General features: G+C 69.5%; 27 protein-coding genes and 1 pseudogene. 11 read left to right on the top strand and 17 right to left on the bottom strand.

The window, feature by feature from the left end; genetic code table 11:
• Positions 1 to 79 precede the first annotated feature (79 nt).
• The 4 genes from BIV24_RS01595 to BIV24_RS01580 all read right to left on the bottom strand — a co-directional run bounded on the left by BIV24_RS01595 (position 80) and on the right by BIV24_RS01580 (position 3,508).
• Positions 80 to 1,258, bottom strand: coding sequence for a hypothetical protein (locus BIV24_RS01595; protein WP_071364281.1), 1,179 nt, complete (start codon positions 1,256 to 1,258; stop codon positions 80 to 82).
• A 326-nt stretch (positions 1,259 to 1,584) separates the two neighbouring features.
• Positions 1,585 to 2,211 (bottom strand): hypothetical protein, encoded by a 627-nt coding sequence (locus BIV24_RS01590; protein WP_071364280.1) that lies wholly within the window; start codon positions 2,209 to 2,211, stop codon positions 1,585 to 1,587.
• Between the two features lie 578 nt (positions 2,212 to 2,789).
• Positions 2,790 to 3,086 (bottom strand): winged helix-turn-helix domain-containing protein, encoded by a 297-nt coding sequence (locus tag BIV24_RS01585; protein ID WP_071364279.1) that lies wholly within the window; start codon positions 3,084 to 3,086, stop codon positions 2,790 to 2,792.
• On the bottom strand, positions 3,083 to 3,508 hold the full coding sequence (locus BIV24_RS01580) for a hypothetical protein (RefSeq protein ID WP_071364278.1): 426 nt from the start codon (positions 3,506 to 3,508) through the stop codon (positions 3,083 to 3,085). Before BIV24_RS01580 ends, BIV24_RS01585 begins: the two co-directional genes overlap by 4 nt.
• A gap of 223 nt (positions 3,509 to 3,731) precedes the next feature.
• Between BIV24_RS01580 and BIV24_RS01575 the strand changes: the two genes are divergently transcribed.
• The 3 genes from BIV24_RS01575 to BIV24_RS01565 all read left to right on the top strand — a co-directional run bounded on the left by BIV24_RS01575 (position 3,732) and on the right by BIV24_RS01565 (position 5,819).
• On the top strand, positions 3,732 to 4,364 hold the full coding sequence (locus BIV24_RS01575) for an IS5 family transposase (RefSeq protein ID WP_107459147.1): 633 nt from the start codon (positions 3,732 to 3,734) through the stop codon (positions 4,362 to 4,364).
• 229 nt (positions 4,365 to 4,593) lie between these two features.
• Positions 4,594 to 4,902 carry a transposase gene (locus BIV24_RS01570; RefSeq protein ID WP_071364276.1) on the top strand — a complete coding sequence of 103 codons (309 nt, stop codon included), beginning with the start codon at positions 4,594 to 4,596 and terminating at the stop codon, positions 4,900 to 4,902.
• A complete protein-coding gene (locus BIV24_RS01565; RefSeq protein ID WP_071364275.1) occupies positions 4,899 to 5,819 on the top strand; it encodes an IS3 family transposase in 921 nt (306 codons plus the stop codon). The genes BIV24_RS01570 and BIV24_RS01565 overlap by 4 nt, the downstream gene beginning before the upstream one ends.
• A gap of 93 nt (positions 5,820 to 5,912) precedes the next feature.
• Here the strand turns inward: BIV24_RS01565 and BIV24_RS01560 are convergent, their stop codons facing one another.
• The gene (locus tag BIV24_RS01560) at positions 5,913 to 6,674 is read right to left on the bottom strand and encodes a phosphoglyceromutase (protein ID WP_071364274.1); all 762 of its coding nucleotides are present in this window, start codon (positions 6,672 to 6,674) and stop codon (positions 5,913 to 5,915) included.
• Positions 6,675 to 6,861: 187 nt separating this feature from the next.
• Between BIV24_RS01560 and BIV24_RS01555 the strand changes: the two genes are divergently transcribed.
• On the top strand, positions 6,862 to 8,115 hold the full coding sequence (locus BIV24_RS01555; protein ID WP_071364273.1) for an MDR family MFS transporter: 1,254 nt from the start codon (positions 6,862 to 6,864) through the stop codon (positions 8,113 to 8,115).
• A gap of 87 nt (positions 8,116 to 8,202) precedes the next feature.
• Here the strand turns inward: BIV24_RS01555 and BIV24_RS01550 are convergent, their stop codons facing one another.
• Together BIV24_RS01550 and mshA are read right to left on the bottom strand one after the other, a co-directional pair.
• Complete coding sequence (locus BIV24_RS01550) at positions 8,203 to 8,703, bottom strand: type III secretion system chaperone family protein (RefSeq protein WP_071364272.1); 501 nt, start codon at positions 8,701 to 8,703, stop codon at positions 8,203 to 8,205.
• Between the two features lie 23 nt (positions 8,704 to 8,726).
• Positions 8,727 to 10,064 (bottom strand): D-inositol-3-phosphate glycosyltransferase, encoded by a 1,338-nt coding sequence (mshA, locus tag BIV24_RS01545; protein WP_071364271.1) that lies wholly within the window; start codon positions 10,062 to 10,064, stop codon positions 8,727 to 8,729.
• Between the two features lie 200 nt (positions 10,065 to 10,264).
• Here mshA and BIV24_RS01540 point away from each other — a divergent pair, with 200 nt between their 5' ends.
• From BIV24_RS01540 to BIV24_RS01530, 3 genes are all read left to right on the top strand, one after another.
• Positions 10,265 to 11,083, top strand: coding sequence for an SAM-dependent methyltransferase (locus tag BIV24_RS01540; protein WP_107459145.1), 819 nt, complete (start codon positions 10,265 to 10,267; stop codon positions 11,081 to 11,083).
• 257 nt (positions 11,084 to 11,340) lie between these two features.
• Positions 11,341 to 12,423 carry a C40 family peptidase gene (locus tag BIV24_RS01535; protein WP_071364269.1) on the top strand — a complete coding sequence of 361 codons (1,083 nt, stop codon included), beginning with the start codon at positions 11,341 to 11,343 and terminating at the stop codon, positions 12,421 to 12,423.
• Between the two features lie 318 nt (positions 12,424 to 12,741).
• Positions 12,742 to 14,010, top strand: coding sequence for a PP2C family protein-serine/threonine phosphatase (locus tag BIV24_RS01530; RefSeq protein WP_071364268.1), 1,269 nt, complete (start codon positions 12,742 to 12,744; stop codon positions 14,008 to 14,010).
• Positions 14,011 to 14,078: 68 nt separating this feature from the next.
• Here the strand turns inward: BIV24_RS01530 and BIV24_RS01525 are convergent, their stop codons facing one another.
• From BIV24_RS01525 to BIV24_RS01515, 3 genes are all read right to left on the bottom strand, one after another.
• Positions 14,079 to 14,420 (bottom strand): DUF2516 family protein, encoded by a 342-nt coding sequence (locus tag BIV24_RS01525; protein ID WP_071364321.1) that lies wholly within the window; start codon positions 14,418 to 14,420, stop codon positions 14,079 to 14,081.
• A gap of 139 nt (positions 14,421 to 14,559) precedes the next feature.
• Positions 14,560 to 15,237 (bottom strand): hypothetical protein, encoded by a 678-nt coding sequence (locus BIV24_RS01520; RefSeq protein ID WP_071364267.1) that lies wholly within the window; start codon positions 15,235 to 15,237, stop codon positions 14,560 to 14,562.
• Positions 15,238 to 15,347: 110 nt separating this feature from the next.
• Positions 15,348 to 15,842 carry a helix-turn-helix domain-containing protein gene (locus tag BIV24_RS01515; protein ID WP_071364266.1) on the bottom strand — a complete coding sequence of 165 codons (495 nt, stop codon included), beginning with the start codon at positions 15,840 to 15,842 and terminating at the stop codon, positions 15,348 to 15,350.
• Between the two features lie 158 nt (positions 15,843 to 16,000).
• Between BIV24_RS01515 and BIV24_RS34950 the strand changes: the two are divergent.
• The 3 genes and pseudogenes from BIV24_RS34950 to BIV24_RS01505 form a co-directional block, all read left to right on the top strand.
• A pseudogene (locus tag BIV24_RS34950) lies at positions 16,001 to 16,153 on the top strand (GNAT family N-acetyltransferase); the annotation flags it as partial.
• 151 nt (positions 16,154 to 16,304) lie between these two features.
• Complete coding sequence (locus tag BIV24_RS01510; RefSeq protein ID WP_071364265.1) at positions 16,305 to 17,384, top strand: MerR family transcriptional regulator; 1,080 nt, start codon at positions 16,305 to 16,307, stop codon at positions 17,382 to 17,384.
• Positions 17,385 to 17,619: 235 nt separating this feature from the next.
• Positions 17,620 to 18,456: a nitroreductase/quinone reductase family protein gene (locus BIV24_RS01505; protein ID WP_071364264.1), complete on the top strand. Its 837-nt coding sequence runs from the start codon at positions 17,620 to 17,622 to the stop codon at positions 18,454 to 18,456.
• A gap of 19 nt (positions 18,457 to 18,475) precedes the next feature.
• Here BIV24_RS01505 and BIV24_RS01500 read toward each other — a convergent pair whose 3' ends face one another.
• The 4 genes from BIV24_RS01500 to BIV24_RS01485 form a co-directional block, all read right to left on the bottom strand.
• Complete coding sequence (locus BIV24_RS01500) at positions 18,476 to 19,327, bottom strand: GntR family transcriptional regulator (RefSeq protein WP_071364263.1); 852 nt, start codon at positions 19,325 to 19,327, stop codon at positions 18,476 to 18,478.
• Between the two features lie 724 nt (positions 19,328 to 20,051).
• Positions 20,052 to 21,311 carry a GNAT family N-acetyltransferase gene (locus tag BIV24_RS01495; protein ID WP_071364262.1) on the bottom strand — a complete coding sequence of 420 codons (1,260 nt, stop codon included), beginning with the start codon at positions 21,309 to 21,311 and terminating at the stop codon, positions 20,052 to 20,054.
• A 526-nt stretch (positions 21,312 to 21,837) separates the two neighbouring features.
• The gene (locus tag BIV24_RS01490) at positions 21,838 to 22,821 is read right to left on the bottom strand and encodes an asparaginase (RefSeq protein ID WP_071364261.1); all 984 of its coding nucleotides are present in this window, start codon (positions 22,819 to 22,821) and stop codon (positions 21,838 to 21,840) included.
• 194 nt (positions 22,822 to 23,015) lie between these two features.
• Entirely contained in the window at positions 23,016 to 23,648 is a 633-nt protein-coding gene (locus BIV24_RS01485) for an RsiG family protein (RefSeq protein ID WP_071364260.1), read from the bottom strand.
• A 277-nt stretch (positions 23,649 to 23,925) separates the two neighbouring features.
• On the opposite strand from BIV24_RS01485, the gene dtd reads away from it, so the two are divergent.
• Complete coding sequence (gene dtd / locus BIV24_RS01480; protein ID WP_071364259.1) at positions 23,926 to 24,351, top strand: D-aminoacyl-tRNA deacylase; 426 nt, start codon at positions 23,926 to 23,928, stop codon at positions 24,349 to 24,351.
• 8 nt (positions 24,352 to 24,359) lie between these two features.
• Here the strand turns inward: dtd and ygfZ are convergent, their stop codons facing one another.
• From ygfZ to BIV24_RS01465, 3 genes are all read right to left on the bottom strand, one after another.
• Positions 24,360 to 25,325 carry a CAF17-like 4Fe-4S cluster assembly/insertion protein YgfZ gene (gene ygfZ, locus BIV24_RS01475; protein ID WP_071364258.1) on the bottom strand — a complete coding sequence of 322 codons (966 nt, stop codon included), beginning with the start codon at positions 25,323 to 25,325 and terminating at the stop codon, positions 24,360 to 24,362.
• Between the two features lie 10 nt (positions 25,326 to 25,335).
• Positions 25,336 to 25,773 carry a Fur family transcriptional regulator gene (locus tag BIV24_RS01470; protein ID WP_071364257.1) on the bottom strand — a complete coding sequence of 146 codons (438 nt, stop codon included), beginning with the start codon at positions 25,771 to 25,773 and terminating at the stop codon, positions 25,336 to 25,338.
• A gap of 130 nt (positions 25,774 to 25,903) precedes the next feature.
• Positions 25,904 to 26,479 (bottom strand): heme-binding beta-barrel domain-containing protein, encoded by a 576-nt coding sequence (locus tag BIV24_RS01465; RefSeq protein WP_071364256.1) that lies wholly within the window; start codon positions 26,477 to 26,479, stop codon positions 25,904 to 25,906.
• Positions 26,480 to 26,527 lie beyond the last annotated feature (48 nt).

The following is a 26,527-nucleotide window of genomic DNA, read 5'->3' as shown; positions in this document are numbered from 1 at the left end:
TGCGCAGCGTCTGGCTGTCAGTCGAGTTCGAGAGAGAGTGGGATGCCGACCTCCTCGAGTTCATCTGGGTGGGTGAGTCTCAGGGAGCACGTGGGACAGTGGTACAGCTCGGCGTGATCGGTAATGATCGTGCTGCCAGAGTGGTCGGGGCACTCACCACCGATGTATTCCCAGACACTGGGGTCGTCGCAAAAAAGTCTCGCGTCTTACGGCCATATACGTTTGCGAGTCTCTCGCACGCATGACACTCCACCCAGTACAGGAACGTTTGGCACTGGTTGGGGTGAAAGACGGTGCGGCCATTGCGGATCAGAATGCTGGGCAGGGCCTCCCTTAGGACGTTGTGTTCCTTGCAGGCATCGGCGAACGCCTTGTAGACCGACGAGGAGACAAGGGCTTTTACGACGACGGCATCGTGCGCCCGCACGTACATAGCGGGACTTGGCCCGTGTATCCGATCAGGGCGAGGGGCGAGTGGGAGGAGGCCGTACGCTTCGAGAAGGGCAGTAGTTTCGCCTTGGGCACGCATTCCGGTGGTCTGAAGAGCGGTCCATAAGGCGGTGCGGCCAGCGACTTGGGCGATGGCCATCTGGTCGTCGTCGGTTCGGTTGGAGGACCCGAGATTGGCGGTGTGCCGGGCGACGATAGCTGCGGTGGCCACTGCCCGGCGGGCATGTTCCGCTTCCTGTTGTGCGAGGGTTTCGGCAGCAGCCTCCAGCGTGGGCAGGGGCCCGGCCAATGAAGGCATGGCAGTGACCTTGGTCAACTCGTTGAAGACCGTCTCATAGCCACCCCAGAAGACGGCGGGCGGAATGCCGAGTTCGGCGCGGACAGCTTCGGCTACGGCAATGCCGGTGGTGACGGCCTGCTTCGTGACCTTCGTGTTGTACCACGCCAGATGGGTTAGTCCATTACGGGACTGCACGAGCGGGTCGAACTGCTGTTTAGTGACCGGCATCCGCCCTTGCATGAAGATCGCTGCGTCCTTGAAGGCACGCTCCATGCTGATGGTGCGCGCTTCGGTCAACGGCTTGACACCATCGCTGTCATCCAGGCCGAGAGCACGGAAGCGCAGCGCTTGGTCCGTCTGGCTGTCGGCTACCAGGAGGGGATTGCGGTGGGCGAGTAGAGCCTTGAGGGCGTGTTCGCAACCCAATCCGGCGTGGAAGACGGCGAAACGTCGGTTGCCTGTTCGCCAGGAATCAAGGGCGGAGCGCATGAGTTCGCCGGCCAGGTCGGCGAAGGTCTGCTCGTTCAAGAGTGGTTCGCTCCTATGCGGCGCGGCGCTACGGCAGGGAAGATGTGACGGGCGTTCCAGAGCAGACCTCTATTCCGCAGAAGTTGGAACGTTGCTGCCTGCAATGGAACGGTGCTGTCGCCTGAGGGCGCTACACCTTCCCGGTCGACGGAAAGAAACACCCCGTCTTGCCGCACCGCCACCCCTGGGCGGAAACCCGTGGGGTCGGGCGCCTGTGACCTGGGGTTTCGCTGGTGGCGGCGGTGGCTCGTCTGTCACTGGCGGTCTACGTTGGTCGGCCTCGGGGGGCCTCGGACGGCCCAGGGACGGCCCAGCATCGGCGCGGCTCACTCAAATGGCTGGGTCGCCACCCGCAGCTGTTCGCTGTAGAGCCAGGTGAAGGTACGGTCCGGCTCAAGGCGCGCGTCTCCCCAGTGGATCACGTGGATGCCGCTCTCCGGGTCGGCGGTGAAGAAGAGGCACACCAGCTTCGTGGACGCGCCCAGCGCCTCGAAGGTCTCGTGCAGATCCTCGTACTCCTCAGTCGTGTACTCGTCATCCAGCGGGAAGAGGCCGTCCTCCGGCTCCGGCCCGTGACTCAAGAGCATGCGGCGGCGGGTGGGAGAAGCGTCGGCAGCCAACCGCGCCCGTTCAAGCGGCTTGAGCCGGTTGGCGTACTTAAAGGGGAAGAGCGCATGGTCATTGATGACGGCGTACTCGTACCCGCGTAGGTCCCGCACGGCTTCTCCCAACTCCCGCGCAGTGTCCGCCAGGTTCTCGCGCACTGCCTCCGCCAAGGTCGAGCCGTAGGGGCTGCGCTTCTTCAGTCTCGCGGTGAGGTGTACTGCGTGAGCCCGTGCATGGGCCCTCGCCAGTTGCTCCGGGATCGCTTCGACGAGCCTGCCGGCGTGCCGCCTGAACCGCTTCACGGCCCAGTCCGACGGCTCACCGCGGTTGCCACCCAGCACGGACATGCAAAGTCCCCCTCCCCCAGTCACCCCGCCTATCAACTGTGTGACACGTACACGAAGCACCGACAAGGGAGCGATCCGGCCAGATGGCGCTATGGGCCCTACTGGTGCCCTCGCAGGTCCCCGCACCATCGGGCACGGACGGGGCACGGACGACTTCTGATCTTCCTCAACTCTGCTTCACTGATCGGCATCTGCGCCGGTACCCGAAGCACCGTCTCTGAGCAGGTGAAGAGCCGTCGTCGACTGTCGTCATCTGTCATCGTTGAGCGCTCCCGCACGGCCCAGAGACGGCCCGGACTTATGCCGGGCTGCCTCCGGTTGACCCAGGAGTGCGGGTCGAGCCTTCCTCAGCGTCAGCTCGCGCTGTGCCCAGCCGGCACATAGGACCTCTTCGTCCCGAAGCAACTTGGGTGGGGCTTGACCTGGCGTCGGTGTACCTCGCACCTGGTGCGTCGGTCCAGAGAGGTGCCCACCCTGCCGGGACCAAATCAGCCGGCACAACTAACGAACAACGTCGCCAGGCCCTACGCACCCTCGTACGTGACTGCCGAGTCTGAGAGCCTGCTGACAAAGGGATCTCAGGTGCGTGTGACGATCGCGTGCAACGCCTCGACATGCGCGGTGAACGCGTGGCGGCCCTGGGCGGTGAGCGATAGCCAGGTTCGTGGGCGCTTGCCGACGTACCCCTTGGTGACCTTGACGTAGCCGGCCTTCTCCAGCGTGGCGGCCTGTTTGGACAGCGCCGAGTCGCTCACCTCAACGGCGTCGCGTACGTACGCGAACTCCGCCTTCTCGGCCGCCGCGAGCGTCGCCATGATCGAGAACCGGACAGGGGAATGGATGACCTCGTCCAGCGCGTGCCGGGGATGGCTCATACCCGCACCCGCCGGGCCGTCACACAGGCCGCCCCGAACCCGGGCAGCGCGACCAGCGCCGCACCCGGCAGCCACCAGGCCAGGTCTCCGCGGAAGAACGTGATGCCGACACCGAGCACGAGCCCGTACAACATGGCCCAGATGCCGATCATCACACCGTGCGTCACCGCCATCCCGCGGTGCGCGACCGGCTGCCGCGCCGCGTACACGCTCAGCACGCCGATCGCCGGCATCCAGATGGCCATGCTGACCGCGATGCCCAGCGGGCCCCTCAGCAGCCCGAGCGCGAGCACCATCGCGAACGACACCGTGCCGTATGCCAGTTGATAACGGACCACCCAGCGAGAGCGCCGGTCCACCGATCTCTTCAGCCGTTGCGCCTGCGCCAGTGCGGACGCTGGATCCAGTTCGTTCAACGCCATGCCGATACGGTGGCAAGTACTTTCAGAATTGGCAAGTAGTTTCTTCTAGATCGTGATCCAGAGTTGGCACCAGAGGCGACCGGGGGAGCTCGCATTGAGTGTCGCGTTCTGGGTCGGGAGATCGTCGAGTGATGGTCAGGGCTGATTAATAACAGGGGAGACAGGAGCGGGCTCCTGATAGCTGAGATGGTGTTCAAGCAGCTCAGCGGCCAGGAGCCCGTAGGTGACTGTCTACTCCCTTACGGCGGCGAACACCACCGGTTGCGGTTCGGACGGGTGTGCATGTTGGGATCGGACGCCCCGGTATCCGTCGGATCTGACCGACGCCGAATGGGCGGTGCTGGAGCCCGAGGGGCGGGCGGTGATGGCCGAGCTGGTCAAGGCGAGCGGGCGGCCGATGGTGCACGACCTGCGGGCGATGGTGGACGCGATCGGCTACGTGGTCCGGTACGGGATCGAGTGGCGGGCTCTGCCGTGCGACTTCCCGCCGCACGCCGCGGTGTATGCGTTCTTCGAACGCTGGTCCCGGCGCGGGCTGCCGCAGCGGCTGGTAGACCGGCTGCGCGGCCGCATCCGTATCAAGCTGGGCCGGGCCGAGCTGCCCACAGCCGGATCGATCGATTCCCAGTCGGTCAAGGCCGCCGATACCGTTGGCGCCGCCACCAGGGGATTCGATGGCGGAAAGAAGATCAACGGGCGCAAGAGGCACATCGCGGTGGACTGCCTGGGGCTGCTGCTGGCCGTAGTCGTCACTACCGCCGGGGTGCAGGACCGCGACGGCGCCTGCCCGCTGCTGGCCCTGCTGCGCGAGCGGTTCTCCACCATCACGCTGGTCTGGGCCGACGGCGGCGTGTGAGAATGGGAACTCGTTTCTTAGATGCCCTGACCCACAGCGGTCCAGGGTATGAATTAGCTCAGGATGACGCTTGGACCGAACCGCGTGCGGGCGTCAGTCGATTCCTGGATGCGGTAACTCACAGCGGTCCGGGCTACACACTGCCGTCTGTGGCCGGGGCTGTGGTTCCCCCGAGATGCGAGGAGTGCTGACAGCAGGTCAGATAGATCTCGTGAGAGGAGATCTGACGATGCCTGCCCCCAAGAAATACCCGCTGGAGTTGCGTGAGCGTGCGGTTCGGATGTATCGCGCATCGGAGCCGAAGCCCGTCATTCGCCGCCTCGCCGAGGAACTCGGCGTGCATCACGAGGCCCTGCGCGGCTGGATCCGGCAGGCCGAGGCCGACGCCGGTGAGCGGGACGATCTGCTCACCACCGCCGAACGCGAGGAGCTGACGGCCCTGCGCAAGGAGAATGCCCAGCTCAAACGGGCGAACGAGGTCCTGCGGACGGCCTCGGCTTTTTTCGCCGCACAGCTCGACCCGACCCGGCCCAGGTGAGAGCGCTCATCGACGAGCACCCGCACCTGGGGGTCGAGCCCGTACTCCGGGTACTGCACATCCCCTCCTCCACCTACTACCGCTGGTGTCAGGCTGAGAAGCAGCCGTGTGAGCGGCGCCGCCAGGACATCGAGCTGACTGGGCAGATCCGCCAGGTCCACGCCGACTCCGGCGGGATCTACGGCTCGCCCCGCGTGCACGCCGTCCTCAAGCGAGAGGGCGTCCACGTCGGCCGCAAACGGGTCGAACGGCTCATGCGGGAAGCCGGCCTCGCCGGTATCAGCCCCCGCAAGGGCAAGAGCTTCACTCGCCGCGACCCAGACGCCGACCTCGCCCCTGACCTGGTGCAACGCGACTTCACAGCCCCCACACCGAACCGGCTGTGGGTCACCGACCTGACCATGATCCCCACTCAGGAGGGGCCACTGTGGCTGTCGGCGATCCGGGACGCCTTCTCCCGCAGAGTCGTGGCCTGGGAGACCTCCGCCCGCGCGGACGCCGACCTGGTCCTCACCTCGTTGGAATACGCCCTCGCCAGCCGGGAGGTCGCCCCCGGTGAACTCGTCCACCACGCCGACCACGGCACTCAATACACATCCATCAAGCTCACAACACGCTTAGTCAGAGCAGGAATTCAAGCATCCATGGGCTCGGTCGGTGACTCGTTCGACAACGCCCTGGCGGAGAACCTGTGGATGCTGATCAAGACCGAGTGCATCCGAGGCCGCGTCTTCGCGACCAGAGCCGAGGCGAACCTCGCGCTCTTCGAGTACATCGACGGCTTCTATAACCCCCGCCGCATCCAGAAACGGCTCGGCTACCTCAGCCCGATCGAGTTCGAGGAGAAGCACTACGCCAACCAGGCAGCGGCCGAACCAGTGAACCTGAAACCCCGCCAACCCGCCCTGACCAGCTAGTCAGCCACTCCCGCGCAGCGGGGGAACCTCAGGAAAGGCTTCAGGCCTCCCATCCGCGAAAAAACCGCAGATGGGGGGCCTGACGGATGGGGCTTACTTCTTCTTGCCCTGGTTCTTGACGGCCTCGATCGCGGCTGCCGCCGCCTGCGGGTCGAGGTACGTGCCGCCGGGGGTGACCGGGCGGAAGTCGGCGTCGAGTTCGTAGGACAGCGGGATGCCCGTGGGGATGTTCAGGCCGGCGATGTCGGCGTCCGAGATCTGGTCGAGGTGCTTGACCAGGGCGCGCAGGCTGTTCCCGTGGGCGGCGACCAGGACCGTACGGCCGGTCAGGAGGTCGGGGACGATGGCGTCGAACCAGTACGGGAGCATGCGGCCGACGACGTCCTTCAGGCACTCCGTCTGCGGGCGCAGCTCCGGCGGGAGGGTCGCGTAGCGCGGGTCGGAGAACTGGGAGTACGCGTCGTCGCGGTCCAGCGCGGGCGGCGGGGTGTCGTAGGACCGGCGCCACAGCATGAACTGCTCCTCGCCGAACTCGGCGAGCGTCTGCGCCTTGTCCTTGCCCTGGAGGGCGCCGTAGTGGCGCTCGTTCAGGCGCCAGGTGCGGTGGACCGGGATCCAGTGGCGGTCGCACGCCTCCAGCGCGAGCTGTGCCGTGCGGATCGCACGCTTCTGGAGGGAGGTGTGGACCACGTCGGGCAGCAGGCCGGCGTCCTTCAGCAGCTCCCCGCCGCGGGCCGCCTCCTTCTCGCCCTTCTCGGTCAGGTTGACGTCCACCCAGCCGGTGAACAGGTTCTTGGCGTTCCACTCGCTCTCGCCGTGGCGGAGGAGGATCAGCTTGTACGGTGCGTCGGCCATGGTCCTGAGCGTAATCGAACCGTCTGATCGCTTGCGCGCCCGCCCGGCAGGCGGATCGGCGCGCGGACCGCCTGCTCCCCGGCCGTACGTCGATTGACGCCATCTGTTAATTGAGTAGCCGCGCCGGGCCCCGCATTCGTAAGGTGTGCTAGCTGTCCGAGCTACTTACATCCGTGGGGGATCCCTTATGCCACTCGCCACCCTCAGACGCGCCGCCAGGGAGAGCGTCTCCGGGCTTCCCCGTGAGTTCTGGTGGCTGTGGACCAGCACGCTCGTCAACCGGCTGGGCGCCTTCGTCGCCACCTTCATGGCGCTGTATCTGACCCTGGACCGCGGGTACTCCGCCTCGTACGCCGGTCTCGTCGCGTCGCTGCACGGCCTCGGCGGGGTCGTCTCCTCCCTCGGCGCGGGCGTGATGGCCGACCGGCTCGGACGGCGGCCGACCCTCCTTGTCGCCCAGTCGTCCACCGCCCTCTCCGTCGCCCTGCTCGGCTTCATGCACGATCCGGTGGCGATCGCGGCCGTCGCCTTCCTCGTGGGCATGACGAGCAACGCCTCCCGCCCCGCCGTACAGGCGATGATGGCCGACATCGTCCGGCCCGAGGACCGGGTCCGCGCCTTCTCCCTCAACTACTGGGCGATCAACCTGGGCTTCGCCGTCTCCTCGATGGCGGCGGGCTTCATCGCGGAGTACAGCTATCTCGCCGGGTTCCTGATCGAGGCGGGGATGACGATGATCTGCGCGATCGTCGTCTTCGTGAAGCTGCCCGAGTCGCGCCCGGCGCCGACCGCCAAGGAAGCCGCCGAGGATGTGGGCCTCGGGACCGTGCTGCGCGACGGCCGCTTCATGAGCGTGGTCGGCCTGTCCTTCCTGGTCGCGCTCATCTTCCAGCAGGGGTCCGTGGGCCTGCCGGTGGCGATGGGCAAGGCCGGCTTCACCCCCGCCGACTACGGCATGGCGATCGCCGTCAACGGCATCCTGATCGTCGCGCTGCAGATCCCGGTCACCCGCTTCATCGAGCACCGCGATCCGCGTCGGCTGCTCGTCATCTCGTCCCTGCTCGCGGGGTACGGCTTCGGGCTCACCGTGTTCGCGGGCTCGGTCGGCGTCTTCGCACTGACGGTGTGCGTGTGGACGCTGGCGGAGATCGTCAACGCGCCCACCCAGACCGGCCTCGTCGTCCGCCTCTCCCCCGTGCACGGGCGCGGTCGCTACCAGGGCATGTACACCCTGTCCTGGTCGGTGGCGGCCCTGGCCGCCCCGCTGATGTCCGGTTTCGTCATCGACCGGTTCGGCGCGGAGTGGCTGTGGGGGCTGTGCGCGGTGGTCGGCACGGGTGCGGCCGTCGGGTACGGCGCCCTGATGCGCCGCCTTCCGGCGGAGCAGCCGGTGGCGAAGACGCGCACGGCGGCGGTCGAGGCGGAGGTCGGCTCGGCCTGAGGGGCGCGCCGCGGGCGGGGTGCGGGCCCGCCCGCGCCCCCGGCGGGGAAGGGGACACACGGGGATGGACCGACAGGGGCCGGAGTGTCAGTCCTCGGCGCGCTGGGTCAGATGGCTGAACGCGTCCAGATTGCGGGTCGACTCACCGCGCGCCACCCGCCAGGCGTACTCCTTGCGGATCGCGGACGTGAAGCCCAGCTCCAGAAGGGTGTTGAAGCTCCCGTCCGCCGCCTCCAGGACGGAGCCGAGCAGCCGGTCCACCTCGTCCGCGGTGACCGCGGCCAGCGGCAGCCTGCCGGTCAGGTAGATGTCGCCGAGCGGGTCGACGGCGTAACTCACGCCGTACAGCTTGAGGTTGCGCTCCAGCAGCCAGCGGTGCACCCCGGCCTCGTTCTCGTCCGGGTGCCGGATCACAAAGGCGTTGACCGAGAGGGAGTGCCTGCCGACCTTCAGCGAGACGGTCGTGGACAGCTTGCGCGTCCCCGGGAGCTTCACGACGTAGCTGCCCGTGCGCGGGTTCTCCCACTCCAGTTCGGCGTCCTTGAGCACCTCTTCGATGACCTGCGCCGCCCGCTGTTCCTCAGCCATGCTGGGAGCGTACGCGACCGCTGTCAGCCGTGGTACGCGCGCACCCGGCGCCGATGGGCCTGCATCGCGGCCGTGTACACCTCGGCGGTGGCGTGGGCCGCCGTGTCCCAGCCGAACGACTGGGCGTGGCGGGCCGCGGCGTCACCCAGACGGGCGGAGAGCCCCGGATTGTCGGCGAATTCGCGCAGTAGGCGCGCGTAGGCGGCCGGATCGTGCCCCTGGACGAGGAATCCGGTCCGTCCGTCCCGGACAGCGACGGGCAGTCCGCCGACCGCTGCGGCCAGCACCGGTGTACCGGCCGCCTGCGCCTCGATGGCGACCAGCCCGAAGGACTCGTTGTACGACGGCATCACCAGCACCGACGCGGCACGGAACCAGTCCGCGAGCTGCTCCTGCCCGACGGGCGGCCGGAAGCGCACGACGTCGCTCAGGCCCAGCTGGGCGGCGAGCTTCTGCAGGCCCTCCGGCTTGGCAAGACCGCTGCCGCTGGGGCCTCCCACCACGGGCACGACGATGCGCGAACGCAGATCGGGGCGCTCGTCGAGGAGTACGGCGACAGCGTGCAGCAGCACGTCGGGCGCCTTGAGTGGCTGTATGCGCCCGGCGAAGAGAGGGATGAACGCGTCCTGCGGAAGCCCGAGACGGGCGCGGGCGGCGGCACGGCCGTCGGCCGGCCGGAAGCGCTCCAGATTGACGCCGGGATGGACGACGGCGACCCTGCCCGGATCGGCCGCGTAATGGTGCACCAACTCGCCGGCCTCCTCGGCGGTGTTGGCGATGAGCCGGTCGGCGGCGGACACGATCTGGGTCTCGCCGATGACGCGGGCGGCGGGCTCGGGGGTGTCGCCCTCGGCGAGGGAGGCGTTCTTGACCTTGGCCATGGTGTGCATGGCGTGCACCAGGGGGGCGCCCCAGCGCTGGGCGGCGAGCCAGCCGACGTGGCCGGAGAGCCAGTAGTGGGAGTGCACCAGGTCGTAGTAGCCGGGCCGGTGGCCGGCCCAGGCCTGCATCACGCCGTGCGTGAAGGCGCAGAGCTGAGCGGGCAACTCCTCCTTGGCGAGGCCTTCGTACGGACCGGCGTCGACGTGCCGGACGAGGACCCCGGGGGCGAGTTCGACAGTCGGCGCGAGCGCGGCCGTGGTCGACCGGGTGAAGATCTCGACCTCGATGTTGATGGCGGCGAGACGCTGGGCGAGTTCCACGATGTAGACGTTCATGCCGCCGGCGTCGCCCGTGCCGGGCTGGTGGAGCGGCGAGGTGTGCACGGAGAGCATGGCGACCCGACGGGGGCGGCGGTGCAGCCTCAGCCGCGGGGGAGCCGCTGGGGAGCGACGCCCGAGCCTGCTCACGTACTGGCTCACGTGGCGTTCCTCCTTGTCGCGGGCATGCCTGTGGGGGCGGCACGGAAACCCTCCGACGGAGAAACACCAGAGCGCGGCACTCCATTTCCCCGACAAGCGGCTTTGCCAAATCATTGCCGTTGATCGCTCAACCGTTCGAGAAATGGAGGTTTTCCACAGGCCGGTCCGCTCCCCCTCCCGGGCCGCTTACTCTCGTACGCATGCCAACCCGCGCCTCGTCCCGCCCTGTGGGTACGGTGACGCGCGGGACCACCAACCCGAACCGGCTGCGCCGGATGGACCGCTGGATCGCCGCGGTCCACGGCGCCGAGCTGCGCCGCACGGCGGACCCGGTGGCCGTCGACCTCGGCTACGGGGCTGCCCCATGGACCGCGGTGGAGCTGCTGCAGCGCCTGCGCGGCGCCGCGCCCCGCACCCGCGTGGTCGGCGTCGAGATCGAGCCCGCCCGGGTGGCGGCCGCACAGCCGTACGCACGCGAAGGCCTGGTGTTCCGGCACGGCGGCTTCGAGGTGCCTGTATCGGGCCGGCCGTCCCTGATCCGCGCCGCGAATGTCCTGCGGCAGTACGAGGAGGGCGAGGTCGCGGCCGTCTGGGAGCGGCTGCGCACCCGCCTCGCCCCCGCCGATCCGGCATCCGGCTCCCGCGGCGGACTGCTCGTCGAGGGCACATGCGACGAGATCGGCCGCCGCCACGTCTGGGTCGCACTCGGTCCCGAAGGTCCGCGCACGGTCACCTTCGCCACTCGGCTCGGCTCCCTGGACCGCCCGTCCGACCTGGCCGAGCGACTCCCGAAGGCACTCATCCACCGCAACGTCCCGGGCGAGCCCGTGCACGCCTTCCTGCGCGACTTCGACCGCGCCTGGGCCGCCGCCGCGCCCTACGCCTCGTACGGTGCGCGCCAGCGCTGGATACGCGCGGTCCGCCGGCTGACGGCGGACTGGCCGGTGACCGACGGCCCGGCGCGCTGGCGCCAGGGGGAGGTCACGGTGACCTGGGACGCGTTGGCGCCCCGCGCGTGAGCAGCCCCGCCCAGGGCGCTCACCACTCCACCTCATGCCCGATCACCGGGAACGGTCTTCCTGCGTCGTTCGTCACATTCGCGGGAGATCGCCATACCAGGGCGGGCGCCGGGGGAGAGAGATCGTCGTACCGCGTGCGGCAAGAGGGGGACTTTTTGCACGGTTGAGCCCCGCCTCTGTCACTTTGCCCACTGACGTGGCACGATCCCCCAGGCGACCGCTAGTTACTGACGGTAAATCAGATTTGGGGGCGAAATATGGGATCCGGAAAGCGGACCCTGACCACGGCAAGCATCGTCCTTGTCTGTGCGGTCACCCTGCTGGGTGCGCCCGGCGCGGCACATGCGAGCCCGAGCCGGCCGTCTCCGACGCCCAACCCTTCCGGCGGCCCGACTCAGGCCCCCGGCAAGGACCTTGAAGCGGTCCGCAAGAAGCTGGACTCGCTGTACCACAACGCCGCGGTCGCCACCGACGCCTACAACGCGGCCGAAGAGAAGACCTCGAAGCAGTCGACGCAGATCGTCAAGCTGGCCGAGGAGATCGTCAAGGGCCAGGAGAGGCTGGCCGAACTGAAGAACCGGGCAGGCGCGGCAGCCCGTGCCCAGTACCGCGGCGGGGGCCTGCCCCCTTCGGTCCGGCTCTGGCTGAGCGACAACCCCCAGGACTTCCTCGACGGCGCGGGCACCGTCCGCCAGGGCGAGCACGCGACCCAGGGCCTGCTCAAGGAGTTGACGCGCACCCAGGAGGACCTGCGCCAGTACGCGCGCGACGCCTCCGACGAGTGGGAGAGGCTGGAGGCCAACCGCAAGGCCAAGGCCGAAGCCAAGAAGAAGATCGAGAAGCAGATCGCGGCCGCCAGACAGCTCGAGTCCCGGCTGAAGAAGCAGGAGCGGGAGCGGCTGCGGAAACTGGAGGAAGAGGCCGCACACAAGGCGCAGACCGCCTGGCTCGGCTCCGGCATACTCAAGGAGATCGGCGGCAAGGCCTCCGACGAGGGCCGCAGGGCCGTGAGCTTCGCGACCGGCCAGATCGGCAAGCCGTACCAATGGGGCGCCGTGGGCCCGGCGTCGTACGACTGCTCGGGACTGACGTCCCAGGCCTGGGCGGCGGCCGGCACCGGCATTCCGCGCACCTCGCAGGAGCAGTGGAAGCGGCTCAGGCACGTCGGCGTCAAGGACATGCGCCCCGGCGACCTGATCATCTACTTCAAGGACGCCAGCCATGTGGCCATGTACGTCGGCGACGGCTCGATCGTCCACGCCCCGCGGCCCGGACGGTCGGTGACGGTCGCCGGAGCGGGCTCGATGCCGATCCTGGGCGTCGTACGGCCGGACGCGTGAGCGCGAGGGGCGCGGGAAGGAGCCCGGGGCGGCCCCCCGGCCCGCCGCGTCCGCGCTCGGCAGCCGTGACGTACCCCATGTGACGGGACGCACGCCGCACCCGCGTCAAACCTCCACCCGACGTGACATTCCTCATCCCCGGCCCGGCCGCACCATGTCCAACTGCGGTACGGGATGCGGCATATGACGTTGGCGTGTTTCCCGGCGTCGCCCCACCAGGCATTCCGCTGGAGCCGCAGCTACCGCTATGGTCCCCGTCGGTGGGTCGAGGTCCCTCGCCCCACCATGCCCTCGGGGGGAGGGAAGGAACCCAACACGATGCCCGTACCGCGGCAGAGAGCGATCCCGGCCGTGGAGAGTGGTCAGGCTCAAGCCGGGTCCCCGCCGGGGACGCAGGCCGTACCGGGGCTGGCCGACACGCTCACCCTGCTGGTGATCGAGGACGACCCGGCCGGTTCACCGATCGTGCCCGAGATGCTCGACTCGGCGGGCCGGCCCATCCGGCTGCGCACCGCCCGCAATCTCACCGAGGCCGAGCGGCTGCTCACCGACGACGTCCACTGCATCCTGCTGGACCTCGCGCTGCCTGCCGCGGGCCGGGCCTGTGAGGAGGCCGATGAGCTGACCGTGCTGCGGCACGTGCTCCAACTGGCGCCGCGCCATGCCGTCCTCGCGCTCACCGCGTCCGGCGACGCCGAGCGCGGCGCCGAGGCGGTACGCGTGGGTGCCCAGGACTATCTGTTCCGCGAGGAGCTGGACGGACGGCTGCTGAGCCGTGCGATCCGCTACGCGGTCGAGCGGAAGCGGTCCGACACGACCGAGCGGCGGCTGACCGAGTCCCGGCTGCGGGCACAGGAGAACCGTCGGCTGGAGCGCGGGTTGCTGCCCACCCCACTGCTGGACGGTTCCTCGCTGCGCTTCGCCGCCCGCTACCGTCCCGGCCGCTCGCGTGCGCTGCTCGGCGGCGACTTCTACGACACCGTCCGTACCCCCGACGGCACGGTGCACGCGATGATCGGCGACGTCTGCGGGCACGGCCCGGACGAGGCCGCGCTCGGCGTGGAGCTGCGCATCGCCTGGCGTGCCCTGACGCTGGCGGGCCTGTGCGGCGACGACCTGCTCTCCACGCTTCAGCAGGTTCTGGAGCACGAGCGCGACAACGAGGAGATCTTCGCGACGCTGTGCACGGTGGACATCGCGCCGGACGGCCGCCGCGCCGGACTGTGCCTGGCCGGCCACCCGTCCCCGCTGATCGCCCGCCCCGACCGGCCGGCCGAGCTGCTGCCGTACGACAACAACGGCCCGGCGCTCGGTCTGCTCCCGCACGCCCGCTGGCCGCGCATACAGGTGGAGCTGGGCCCCGTCTGGAGCCTGATGCTCTACACCGACGGTCTCATCGAGGGCCGCATCGGCGAGGGCAGGGAGCGGCTCGGCGAAGCCGGCATGGTGAAGCTGGTCCGCCGTCGGCTGGCCGAGGGGCTGACCGGCAGGGAGCTGCTGCGCACCACGGTGAACGAGGTCCGCGACCTCAACGGCGGGGAACTGACCGACGACGTCGCGGTCCTTCTGCTCGACCGCGGGACGTAGCCGTCGTACGCGGCCGCGGCGGAACAGGGTCTGGCCGTCGCGGCGCGGGCAGGGAACTCCGGACGGGCCTAACGGCCGCCGTTGTACGGCCCGTACGGACCGTCGCTGCTGCTGCCGCGGCGGCGGCGGCCCCAGCCGCCGCCCGAGACCTGCTTGAGGGCGGGCCGGACGTCCACGAAGAAGACGATCGTGGCGACAAGGCCGATGATCTGCAGGAAGAGCATGGGCACCAGCAGGTTCACCGCGACGGTGAGACCGAGGATGATCAACCAGAAGCCCTTGTTCTGCTTGTCCGCGGCGCGGTACGCATCCTGCCGGTACAGCGCGGCCATCGCCAGTGCCACCACGGCGAGCACCAGTATGGCGGTGAAGAGCAGCCACATCAGGCCGCCGAATGCCGTCATCAGCACAATGCCCACCACCCGAGTAGAAACGTCTCTACGCCAACCGTACCCGTGTCCTGCCGCCGTGTATCCGCAAGAACGGGCCGGGAACTCCCAGAGTGCCCGGCCCCTTCCCCGTCTTCCGTTGTCTCCGAGCCGGCGGCTCTTACCGGGCCGGCGGCGTGCTCTTCCTCGCCACCGGCTTGCGGGCCGGGGCCTTCTTCATCGCGGGCTTCCCGTCCGGGGTGGCCTCGGCCCCGGGACCGGCCGACTTCGGCTCGTCCCTGACCTCGACCGGCTCCGCCTTCGGCTCGACGGCGACGGCCAGCTCCTCGATCTCCTCGGCGGCCTCGCCGCGCCATGTCCTCACGGCCTGCTCGCCGTGCTCGGCGACCTTCTCGTAGGTCTCACGGGCCCTGACCGCGTACTCGGCGGCGACGCCGACACCACGCAGGGCAAGGTCCTGGGCGCTTTCGCCGAGCTTCTTCAGGTCCGCGTCGAGGGAGCTGCCGAACTTCTTCAGGTCGGCGTCGAGGGAGCTGCCGAACTTCTTCAGGTCCGTGTCGAGGGAGCCGAAGAACTCGCCGACCTTCGCCTGGATGGTCTCCTGTGTCTCCTTGACCCGGGCGGAGGCCTCCTTGGCGCGTGCGGTCGCCTTCTCCTGCACGACCTTGGGGTCGGTGTTGCGTACGGCCTCGAAGCGAGCCGGGGCCTCGGCGCGCAGCTGCTCCACCAGACCAGGCACCTTCTTGGCCTGCTGGATGGCCAGGTCGGCGGTGCCGGCGGCAAAGTAGAGCGGGGTCGGGTCGCTGAGGGTCTTGCGCAGGTCGTCGGTGATGGCCATGGGGATGGTCCTCCCGTTTCGGCTTTCGGTTGAGGGTTGAGGGGCGGTCCGCGGGCGCCTTCCCGTCGTCCCGATGATCCCGATCGTCTCGGTTGCCTCGATCATCTCGGTCAACCGGCGGTCTGCGGCGGACCGACGTCGCCGCCATCGGCCGTGTGGGGGCCGGGGGCCGCGGCGTCCTGGGCGTCATCCGTGTACTGAGTCCCCCGACCGTCCCCGTCCGCCACGCCCGCCCGAGCGATCCCGAAGCCGTTCTCCTTGCGGAAAGACTCGTAGATCTGGAGCAGCACCTGCTTCTGCCGCTCGGTGAGCGTGGGATCGTCGAGGATCACGGCGCGCGTCGCACCTTCCCGCCGCCACTCCTCCCGGTCCCGTTCGGCGTCGAGGATGCCGGCCCGCACGTACAGCGTCTCGGCGGAGATCCGCAGCGCCTTGGCGACCTGCTGCAGCACCTCCGCGCTCGGCTTGCGCAGCCCGCGCTCGATCTGGCTCAGATACGGATTGGACACCCCGGCGGCATCGGCAAGCTGCCTGAGCGACAGCTGCGCGCTGCGCCGCTGTTCCCGCAGGTACTCACCGAGACTGCCGACATTGAGCGATGCCATGACTCCACCTTGCCGCACCGATGCTAACTTTTGCAAGCACCTGCTTGCAGAAGTTAGGTGTGTTCGATCGCCCCGGTGTGACTGCTCGCGACAGTCAGTGTCCGTTCCCGGTATGTCTGCGGTTCCCCACTGGATCTGCGCGGTGAAGTGAGCGGGTCCCGGAGGAACTGCGCGGCAAGCTGCCCTCCACCGTGACGGCAGAGGTGAGCCGAGCTGCACTGGCCGCGGGCGCGAGGGACGTCGCCCTGTTCGCGGACCTGTCCAACCCCACCAGCAACGCCCTCTACCAGCGCCTCGGCTATCGCACACTCATCCTCCCGTGGCCCCCACGCGGCGGGGGCCGGCTCGCGCGGGGGAACCGAGCGCGCCGAGCCGGGCACAATCCTTGCTTGACCTTCACCTTGGGGGAAGCCACAGCATCGGTGGGGCCGGGCGATGTGCCCGGCATGAGGAGGGGCGGGCATGGGGTTGCTGACCATCGGGGCGTTCGCGAGGGCGTCCCGGCTGTCGCCGAAGGCACTGCGTCTTTACGACGAACTCGGCCTGCTGCCCCCCGCTCGCGTCGACCCGGTGACCGGCTATCGCCTCTACGCCCCGGAACAGCTGGACCAGGCCCGACTGGTCGCCTGGCTCCGGCGTCTGGGGATGCCGCTGGCCCGCATCCAGCACGTGCGCACGCTGGAGGCAGGCCCGGCGGCCCAGGAGGTCCGCGCGTTCTGGGCACAGGTCGAGGCCGACACCGCCGCCCGGCGGGACCTGGCCGCCTTCCTCATCGACCACCTGTCCCGGAAGGACCCAGCCATGTCCCCGACCGCCAAGCCCCTGGGAATCCGTTACGCCGCACTCTCCGACACCGGCCTGGTCCGCGAGAGCAACCAGGACACCGTCTACGCGGGCTCCCGCCTGCTCGCCGTAGCCGACGGCTACGGCAGCACGGGAGCCGCTGCCGGCGCGGCCGCCGTCGACGCGCTCAAGCACCTCGAGACGGCCGGCGTCCCGGCGGGCAACCTCCTCAACGTCCTTGAGGACGCCGTCGAACAGGCCAAACGGGCCGTGTACGGCGTCACAGACACCGGCTCTTCACCCGAGGGGGCCGGCACGACACTGACCGCGATGCTCTGGGCCGGCTCGCAGCTGGCCCTCGTCCACATCGGCGACTCCCGCGTCCACCTGCTGCGCGACGGAGAGCTGTTCCAGATCACGCACGACCACACGATGGTGCAGTCGATGGTCGACGAGGGACGTATCAGCCCGGAGGAAGCCGCCTCCCACCCCCAGCGGTCGCTGCTGATACGAAGCCTGGGTCAAGGCGCCGATGACACCGCCGACATGCGCCTGCAGGACGCCCGGCAACACGATCGGTACCTGCTCTGCTCCGACGGTCTGCCCACCGTCGTGCCCATCGACAAGATCCACCGGGTGCTCTTGGGGATCGGTGAGCCCGAGCAGGCGGTCCGTGAACTCGTCGCTCTCGCCCATGCCTCCGGAGCTCCGGACAACGTCAGTTGCGTGGTCGCCGATGTCGTGGAGCTCCGGCAGTAGGAGCAAGCGACGACCGTGGCCGGTAGCGGGGCAGGTGGTGGGTCCGCCCTTGCCGCGGCTTCGCATGCCCCGCTACCGTTGTGCCCATGACTGCCGGGTCGGCCATGGGCCATGAGCGAGTCGGGTACCCGGCCTCTGAGTGAGGCGGGGGCGGGCCAGGAGCCCGCCGGTTCTTCTGTTTCCCCCAGGTTCTTCGAGGTTTTCCTCCACCAGGCGAAGCAGAAGGAAGCAGAGAGTGCCCAACCCCTTCAATCAACAGATCATCGACGAGTTCCGCGCTCAACACGGCCGCGTGGGCGACCCCTTCGAAGGCGCGCGGCTGCTCCTCCTCACCACCATCGGTGCCCGTACCGGCACCCCGCACACCACCCCCGTCGGCTACTACCACGACGGCGGCGACCGCGTCCTCGTGATCGCCTCGGCCGGCGGCTCCCCCAAGCACCCGGACTGGTACCGCAATCTTGTGGCCCATCCCCAGGTCACCGTGGAGACGGGCGTGTTCACCTATGAGGCGACCGCGGTCGTCCTGGACCGCGCCGCACGCGACCGCGCCTTCGCCCGTGCCGTCGAGGCCGATCCGGGCTGGGCCGAGTACCAGTCGAAGACGGACCGCGTCATCCCGGTCGTGGCCCTCGAGAACGCCAGGCCCGGACCGCCGAACATCAACGCGTCCTCCCCCGGCGAGGCCATCAAGCGGGTGCACGACGTCTTTCGCCGCGAACTCGCGTTGATCCGCCAGGAGTTCGCGACCTCTGGTGGCAGCTCCACGCTCGGCGCCCAGCTCCGGGTCAACTGCCTCACGCTCTGCAAGGGCCTGGGCAACCACCACACCGGCGAGGACACCGTCATGTTCCCGTTCCTCGCCGACCGCCACCCTGAGCTCGCACCCGCCCTGGACCGGCTGCGCCGCGAACACGAGCAGATCGCCGCTCTCCTCGACGAGCTGCGCCGGGCCATATCGCGCGAGGACGCCGACCCCGCTCTCGTCCTGACTGAGGTGGAACGTCTCACCGACGCACTGGAGGCGCATCTGACCTACGAGGAGGAGCAGTTGGTGCCCCTGCTGGATTGAGCCGTCCCTTCACGAGCGGCTAGGAGAGCGTCAGGTCCGTCGTGATGGTGTCCCAGAGGGCGTCGAACCACCTCTGGGACTGGTCCACGAACACCGCGTCGCGCCGGTCCGTGCGGCGTTCGAAGGAGAAGAGGAGGGACTTGGCGCCCAGGGCGTCGTACATCTCGAGTGTCCGGTTCTCCACCTCCTCCTCGCGTTTCGTCAGCGTGTAGTAAGCGATCAGGGCTTCCGTCCCGTTGAGCAGGTACAGCTTCACCGGTGGGGTGAAGGGCAGCGCGCGGAACGTCACCTCGACATCGATGCCGTGCGACGCGTGCAGGGCCTGGAGGTTGTGGCGCAGGACGCGGACCTGGGCGTTGCGCTGGTCCAGCCAGCGTTTGTGGACCAGGTCGTCCTCGCCGCGTCCGCCCACCGGGACGGGGAACGCCAGGTCGATGTCACCGGACGGAAGCAGGATGCGGACGTCGATCGACTCCGGGCGGATCCTGCCCTCGTGGATCAGGCGTACCGGTTCGCCGAGCGCCAGCATCAGCGTCTCGGCGGTCAGACAGGCCGCGTCGACGCGCACATGCGGCGCCGCGAACGCCTCCGCGAGCCTCGGCGCGAGCCCGACCAGCGTCGGCTGCGGCTCACCCCTCACCGGCAGGGGTTCGGCGATCCTGGGCGGGCTGCCCTTGCTGACGTTGCTGAGCAGCCCGTCCTCCTGGAGGGCGCGCAAGGCCTGGCGGACCGTGCCCCGCTCCACTCCGAACTCCTCAGCGAGTTCGGCCTGGGTCGGCAGGCGGTCGCCCGTCTTAAGGGCGCCGGTGCGGATACGGTCCCGCAGAGCGTCGGCGATCTCCTGAGGCGAGAGCTTTCTGCTGCCGTTCACTACGGCATTCTCCTGGGCCACAACCAAAAGCTACAACCTACGTCCATCTGGAGGGAGTTGTTTGCCACTTGTTTGTCGCTGCTGACCAACTCCGCCGAGACAATCATGAGTTGAATGCCAACTTGGTGGAGTTGGTGGAGCCTTTCGACGGTGCCCGGGGGTGGGGTCATCGGGGTGCTCGTGACCTCCGTCGGCATCAACGTCGATGCCCCGCCTGCCGCTTCACCGAGGCGGCCGCCCTCACGGTACTGGCGGCCCGACCCCGCCCCGTGATCCGCGGGAGTCGGCCGCCCGTGGCCGGATTCGTTCGCCCCGGGGGAATCTCACGCAACGGACCGTCGCAGAACCTTCCATACGTGGGCGGCAGCACGCCCCGTCTCCACGGGTAATCACGACAACTTCAACTTCACGCCATCTTTGGGCAGTTCCGTGAAGGGTGGTTACAAGGCGACGCGAAGCGGAGATACGTACAGTGAAGTTGGTCGCCAACTTCGGCAAGTTGAACGCACTTGAGCAGTCTTGAACGACATGGTCAAACCTTTGGAAGGTTGGCCAGACTCTGGACGTACAACCGACAGGGCTCTCTTCCGGAGGGGAGCCGGGAGCCCGATCGGTCGGTCCATGTCCCAGCGCACCACCGCAACCACAACTGAATCGCTACGGATGAACAGCACAACAGCCACTCACCCGCGCGGAAGGAGCGCCACCCAAGGGCCCGCGGGCCTCAGAACATGTCCGGGCACCACGGTCGCCTGGACGTACGCAGCAGGGCGTCGGCGACGGAGGCGGCGCCCTCTTGCTGTTCCCGCACCCGTCCGAGCGCCGCAAGCCGCACAGCGGACTCGTCGCCCAGCCACAGGGTCGCCAACTCGGCCGCGGACAGGGCCAGCTGGGCGTCCCGGTCGGTCGGCGCGCACTGCGCCCCGTCCGGTCCGGCCTCCAGCAGGTAGCGGCCACCGGTGAGCCCCGACTCGTCCACCACCTCCAGCACGAGCGTGCCGGTTGCCGCGTACGTCCGAGCCTCCAAGGCCTTGACGACATCCAGGATGCGCACCCACAGCCAGTCCGCGTACGTGGTGAGGCGGGCCGCGCGCGGGTCGGGCAGGAGGTGCGGCAGCAGGTCGTCCGGGGCGCGGCGGCCCGACTTCACCGTGGTGATCCAGTCGATGGAGCAGAGGTAGTGCCACAGGGCGCGCTCGGCGGCCGGGCTCGTGGTGATCAGGCCCTTGACGGTCGCCGTGTTCAGAGGCCGCTTGTCGTCACCCCAGTGGTCGTCGCACACATAGGCGGCAAGCCCCTCGACCCTGCCGGAGGCGGAGCGGTGGACGGCGTAGAAGGGTTCGGTCCAGGGCACGCCGGCCGGGCGGATCTCCCCCGTGTTCACCTGCCACCAGCGGTCGTCGCGGTCGATGGCGCCGGGTTGCGCGCGGCGGAGGCGTTCGTGCAGTTCGGGACCCAGCTTGCGGACCTCGGCGCCGTCGACGAGGTCGATACGGCCGCCGTCGTCCGGGACGGGGCGGTGGCGGTCGAGGCCGGTGCGGGGGACGTCGATGGTCCACTCGGCGGTGTGGGCGGCCGGACCGAAGCCGTAGCGGCCGTAGATGGGGTACTCGGCGGCGATGAGCGTCGCGACGACGTCACCGCGCTCCTTCGCGGCGGCGAGGTCGAGCGCCATCATACGAGTGAGCAGGCCCCGGCGGCGGTGGGTGGCAGTGACCGTGACGTTGCTGATCGCGTCGGCGGGGACGGGTCGTCCGCCGACGGCGGTGAGCTCCTGGGCGAAGGAGCGGAAGGTGGCCACACAGCGGCCGTCGTCGAAGGCGCCGAGGGTGCGGGAGGGGACGATGTAGGTGCCCCGGTCGGCGACTTCGGCCTCGGTGACGTACGGCGGGCGCAGAAATCCGGTGTTGAGGGCGCGGGTCCAGTCGGAGATCTCGCCCTCGGTGACGGGGCGTACGTCGATGTTCTCGAGGCGGCGGCTCATGAGGCCACGCTAGGCGTACGGCGGCGGGAGTGTCGCGGAATTTACGCGGCCCGGTGGGGTATGCGGCAGGCCGGTGCCCCACCAGGCGACGTTCGCCCCGTCACGATGCCCGGAAGGCCTAGTGCCCCACCAGGCGACGTTCGCCTCGTCGCGACGCCCGGCACGCTCCCCCAGGCTCTTCGAGCAGGGGGACCCCCACTCGCCGCACCGGCCGAAAACCCAAGTACGTCCAGTACGAGGGCTTCCGTCCGGCACTCCCCCAAGCTCTTCGAGCAGGGGGGACCCTCAGAGCGGGAGGTGCCCCCACGACGCCGCTCCTTGACGGGCGAACGTTGCCTGCCGGGCACCAGGGCCTGTTCTGAGTCCCCTGTCGGCGCCCCGACGCCCGGCACGCACTCCCCCAAGCTCTCGGCTCCGCAGGACAGGTGGCTCCGCCACATGACCTGCGACACCGCACGCCGAGCGCACGCACCGAACGCCGCTGCGCCCGCGCTCCGCGCGGACGACAGGGAACGCAGAACAGGCCCTAGAACACCGCCCGTATCTCCCCCACCTCGAGGCCCCCGCCCAGGAGCGGCGCCTTCCCGATCCGGTCCACCACCGGGGCCTCGACTCCCAGCAGGGTCAGGGCCCGGGACAGAATCGGGCCGAGCGCCCGGCCCGCGCCGTCGTCCACCTTGAAGGCCAGGGCCCGGCCGTCCGGGAGGGCCACCGCCTGGACCGCCTCCGCGCCCATCTTCGACAGGACGCCGGGGATCTCGCGCATCAACCAGGTGTCGGGGCGGCGCGTGCCCGCCACGTACTCCGGGTGCGCGCGCATCGCGTCGGCCACGCGGCGTTCCGCCGTGCCCGGCGCCGCCAGGACGAAGGAGCGGAAGGCGCGGGCCAGACCGGTGAGGCTGATCGCCATCAGCGGGGCCCCGCAGCCGTCCGTGCCGACCGCCGCCACCGGCTCACCGGCGGCCTCCTCCACCACCGAATGGATCAGCCGCTGCAGCGGGTGCGCGGGGTCGAGGTAGGAGTCCAGCGGCCAGCCGCGCAGCGCGCACGCCGCCAGCATCGCCGTGTGCTTGCCGGAGCAGTTCATGGTGACCCGCTCGCGCACGGCGCCCGACGCCAGGTAGGCCTCGGCCTCCGCCGGGTCCAGCGGCAGGTCCGGCGGGCACTGGAGCCGCTGCGCGCTCAGGCCGTATTCCAGGAGCATCGTGTGCACCAGGTCCCGGTGGAACGCCTCGCCCGAGTGGCTCGCGGCCGCGATCGCCAGCCGCTCCCCGGTCAGCTCCAGGCCCGCCCGCAGCACGCCGGCCGCCTGCATCGGCTTGTTGGACGAGCGCGGGAAGACCGGCGCCGTCGCGTCCCCGAGCGCCAGTTCCACGCGCCCGTCGGCGGCCAGCAGGACGAGACTTCCCCGGTGTCGCCCTTCGACGAACCCGGACCGCACCACCTCGGCGAGCACCGGGGGCACGGAAGACGGGGCGGGCGGGGTGGTGATCTGGACAGCGGTGGACATGGGCGGCGGCCTTCGGGATCGACGGGGGACCCGCCCCGGCGCCTCTCCGCCCGGAGGGGGTCCACCGGGCACGGCACCGCATACGGCCCCTCCCCGGCCGCCGCGATACCCGGGGTCCCGGGCCGCCGCTGCCGCCGGGTTCCGGGGCCGCCGTGCATGCTCGCGGGCCCCGGATTCGCCAGGGCCCGCCGCTGTCACATGAGCAGGTCGTCTACTTGTGCTTCTCCTTCACGGTACCTGCGCGCGATTTCGGAACTGCATTCGTCCGCCGTGCGCTGCAGTCGCTGCCGCCGCCCCGAGACCTGCTGCTCGTACCGCACGAGGCGGCCCATGCCCGCGCCCAGCTCGTCGTCCGTGCGCGCCTCCAGGTCCGACAGCTCGACCTCGGCGAGCATGTCCGCCGCCAGCCGCCGGTACTCCTCACCGTGCGGTGTGCCGACCGTCACATGGCGGGCCGAGGAGGGCTGCCGGGCGGGAGCGTCCTCAAGGATCTCCGCGAGCCGCTCCATGACCCCCTGCGAGCTGGCCCGGCCCCCGCGCCTGGCCAGCTCGGCCCGCAGAATGTCGATACGCCCCTGGAGCAGCCGCCGCACATAGCTGAGGTCCGTCTCGTCCCGCTGGGCGTCCCGGCGCAGCGCGCGCAGCTCGTCCAGCCGCAGTGCGGACAGGTCGTGCCCCTGGACGCACCCCCTGCTCGAAGAGCTCGGGGGAGGGTCCGCAGGCAGGCAGCTGTCCGTGCGCTGCACGGGCGGCCGGATCTCCCCCGTGCTTCCCTTACGGGCGGGCGCCGCAGCCCCCGGCGGCAGCCCGGTACTCGGTGTGCTCATGTGCCTCTTAACCGTCCCCTCGACCGGCGCGGCACCCCACGGATGTGCCGCGACACACGCATCGTGCCACCCGGCGTGGCCGCTTTGTGACCGAGTGCTCCCGATCAGCCCCGGATGGGGGGTATGGACCTGTGGCCTGTGAAGACGCGTTTGGAAGAGGACCGGAGGGGAAGACGGCGGCATCGCGAGGGGATGCGCGGGGACGGGATACGGGGGATCAGGGATCGATGCCCGGCCCCTTACGGCCGATTCGGGCCCGCACGGCATGATGGTCCTCATGCGTGCGGTGGTGCAGAGGGTGGACGGCGCGAGCGTCGTCGTGGACGGCGAGACGGTCGGCGGGATCAGCGGCGAGGGGCTGTGCGTGCTCGTCGGGGTCACGCACGAGGACACCAAGGAGAAGGCGGCCCAGCTCGCCCGCAAGCTCTGGTCGATCCGGATGCTGCACGACGAGAAGTCCTGCTCCGACATCGACGCGCCGCTTCTCGTGATCAGCCAGTTCACGCTCTACGGGGATGCCCGCAAAGGCCGCCGTCCCACCTGGAACGCGGCCGCCCCGGGCGATGTCGCCGAGCCCCTCGTCGACGAGGTGGTCGCTCAGCTCCGCTCGCTGGGCGCAACGGTGGCGACGGGCCGGTTCGGCGCGAAGATGAGCGTGTCGCTGACGAACGACGGCCCGTTCACCGTGCTGCTGGAGATCTGAGCCGGACTCTACGGCTCGACGATCACTTCCTGTGCCGCCGCGGTGGAGTCCGCGAGGAGGCGGGCGTCGACCGGGACGTTCCGCTTGACCAGGGCGAGGGCGACCGGGCCCAGCTCGTGGTGGCGTACCGACGTCGTCACGAAGCCGATCTTGCGGCCCTCGGCGCCTTCGTCCGCGAGGCGCAGTTCCGCGCCGTGCGGCGGCAGGTGGACATCGCTGCCGTCGAGGTGGAGGAAGACCAGGCGGCGCGGCGGCTTGCCCAGGTTCTGGACCCGGGCGACCGTCTCCTGGCCCCGGTAGCAGCCCTTCTGGAGGTGCACGGCCGTGCCGATCCAGCCCAGTTCGTGCGGGATGGTGCGGTGGTCGGTCTCGAAGCCGAGGCGGGGGCGGTGCTGCTCGACGCGCAGCGCCTCGTAGGCCAGGAGTCCGGCCGGGGGGCCGTTCCTCTGCGCGTACGACTCCAGGTCCGTCCGCGGGAGGAAGAGGTCGCGGCCGTACGACGTCTCACGGACCAGGACGCCCTCGGGGTCCTCGGCGATCGAACCGGCCGGCAGGTGCACCACCGCGAACTCGGCGGTCCGGTCGGCGACTTCCACGCGGTAGAAGAACTTCATCGACTCCAGGTACGCGATCAGCGCGTCCTGGGTGCCGGGCTCGACGTGGGCCCAGACCGTCTCGCCGTCGTCGACGAGGTACAGCGCGTGCTCGATGTGGCCGTGCGCGGAGAGGATGAGTGCCTCGGTGGCCTGGTGCGCGGGAAGTTCGCTGACGTGCTGGGTGAGCAGGAGGTGCAGCCAGCTCAGCCGGTCGTCACCGCTGACGGTGATGACACCGCGGTGCGAGAGGTCCACGAACCCGGTGCCGTCGGCGAGGGCACGCTGTTCGCGGAACAGGTCGCCGTAGTGGGCGGCGACACCTTCATCCACACCCTCGCCGGGGACGGCGCCGGGGAGGGACAGCAGGGGACTCTTCATGGATCCAAGCCTACGACGCGGTAGTTGAACTCTTGAGAGAGCAGTCCTTGCACCGGCCGAAGATCGCGAAGTGCTTCATGTCCGTGTCGAAATCGAAGGTCTCGCGGAGCTTGGCGATGAACTCGGCGGCCACGTCGAGGTCGGCCTCGATGACGGTCGTGCAGTCGCGGCAGACCAGGTGTATGTGGTGGTGCCGGTCCGCCAGATGGTACGTCGGGGCGCCGTGCCCGAGGTGGGCGTGGCTGACCAGCCCCAGCTCCTCCAGCAACTCCAGGGTCCGGTAGACGGTGGAGATGTTGACCCCGGACGCGGTCTTCCTCACCTCGCCGAGGATGTCGTCGGGGGTCGCGTGCTCCAGGGTGTCCACGGCTTCAAGCACGAGTTGCCGCTGGGGGGTCAGCCGGTAGCCGCGCTGCCGCAGATCGCTCTTCCAGTCGGTGCTCACCACAGGGCCAGTGTAGGAGCGCCGGGCGCCGGAGGCGCCCCAAAGAAGTGATCAGCGCGGGCACGGAGGACCCGGCGGACGCCATCGCCGGGATCCGGAGGATCCACGCCGAGGCCGGAGGCGGAGACTCGGCCTACTTGAAGAAGGCGATGCCGTCGTCCGGGAGGTCGTCCGGGAGGGCCTTCGCCCAGCGTTCGACGTCCTCCGGGGAGACGACCTTCTTCAGCTGAGCCGACATGTAGGGGCGCAGCGGGACCTCGGGGGTCTGCTTCTCGCCGACCCACATGAGGTCGCTCTTCACGTAGCCGTACAGGCGCTTGCCGCCGCTGTACGGGCCCGAGGCGGCCGTACGGGCCACCGCGTCCGTCGCGATGTCGATCTGCGGCTTCTTGTGGGCCATCTCGCCGTACCAGACCTCGACGACCCCGTCGTCGCGGACCATGGTGACCTCGACCTTGCGGTCCGCGTCGATCCGCCAGTAGCCGGACTCGGTCTCCAGCGGCCTGACCTTGTTGCCCTCGCTGTCCAGCACCCAGGTGTGGGAGTGGTACTCCAGGAAGTCACGGCCGTCGTGGGTGAAGGAGACCTCCTGCCCGAAGTTGCACTTCTCGGACCCGGGGAAGTCGTGCACGCCCGCGCCCGCCCAGTTCCCGAGCAGGAAGGCGAGGGGGACGAGGTCCTTGTGGAGGTCGGACGGGATCTCGATCATGAGCGGAGCTTCCTGGATGGTGGGGGTCAGCGCTGGCCCTGGTACAGC

The sequence above is a fragment of the Streptomyces colonosanans genome, assembly GCF_001866645.1.
GTDB classification, from domain to species: Bacteria; Actinomycetota; Actinomycetes; order Streptomycetales; family Streptomycetaceae; genus Streptomyces; species Streptomyces colonosanans.
Note: the sequence above shows the minus strand (reverse complement) of the source record. Positions and strands in the feature narration are given on the sequence as shown.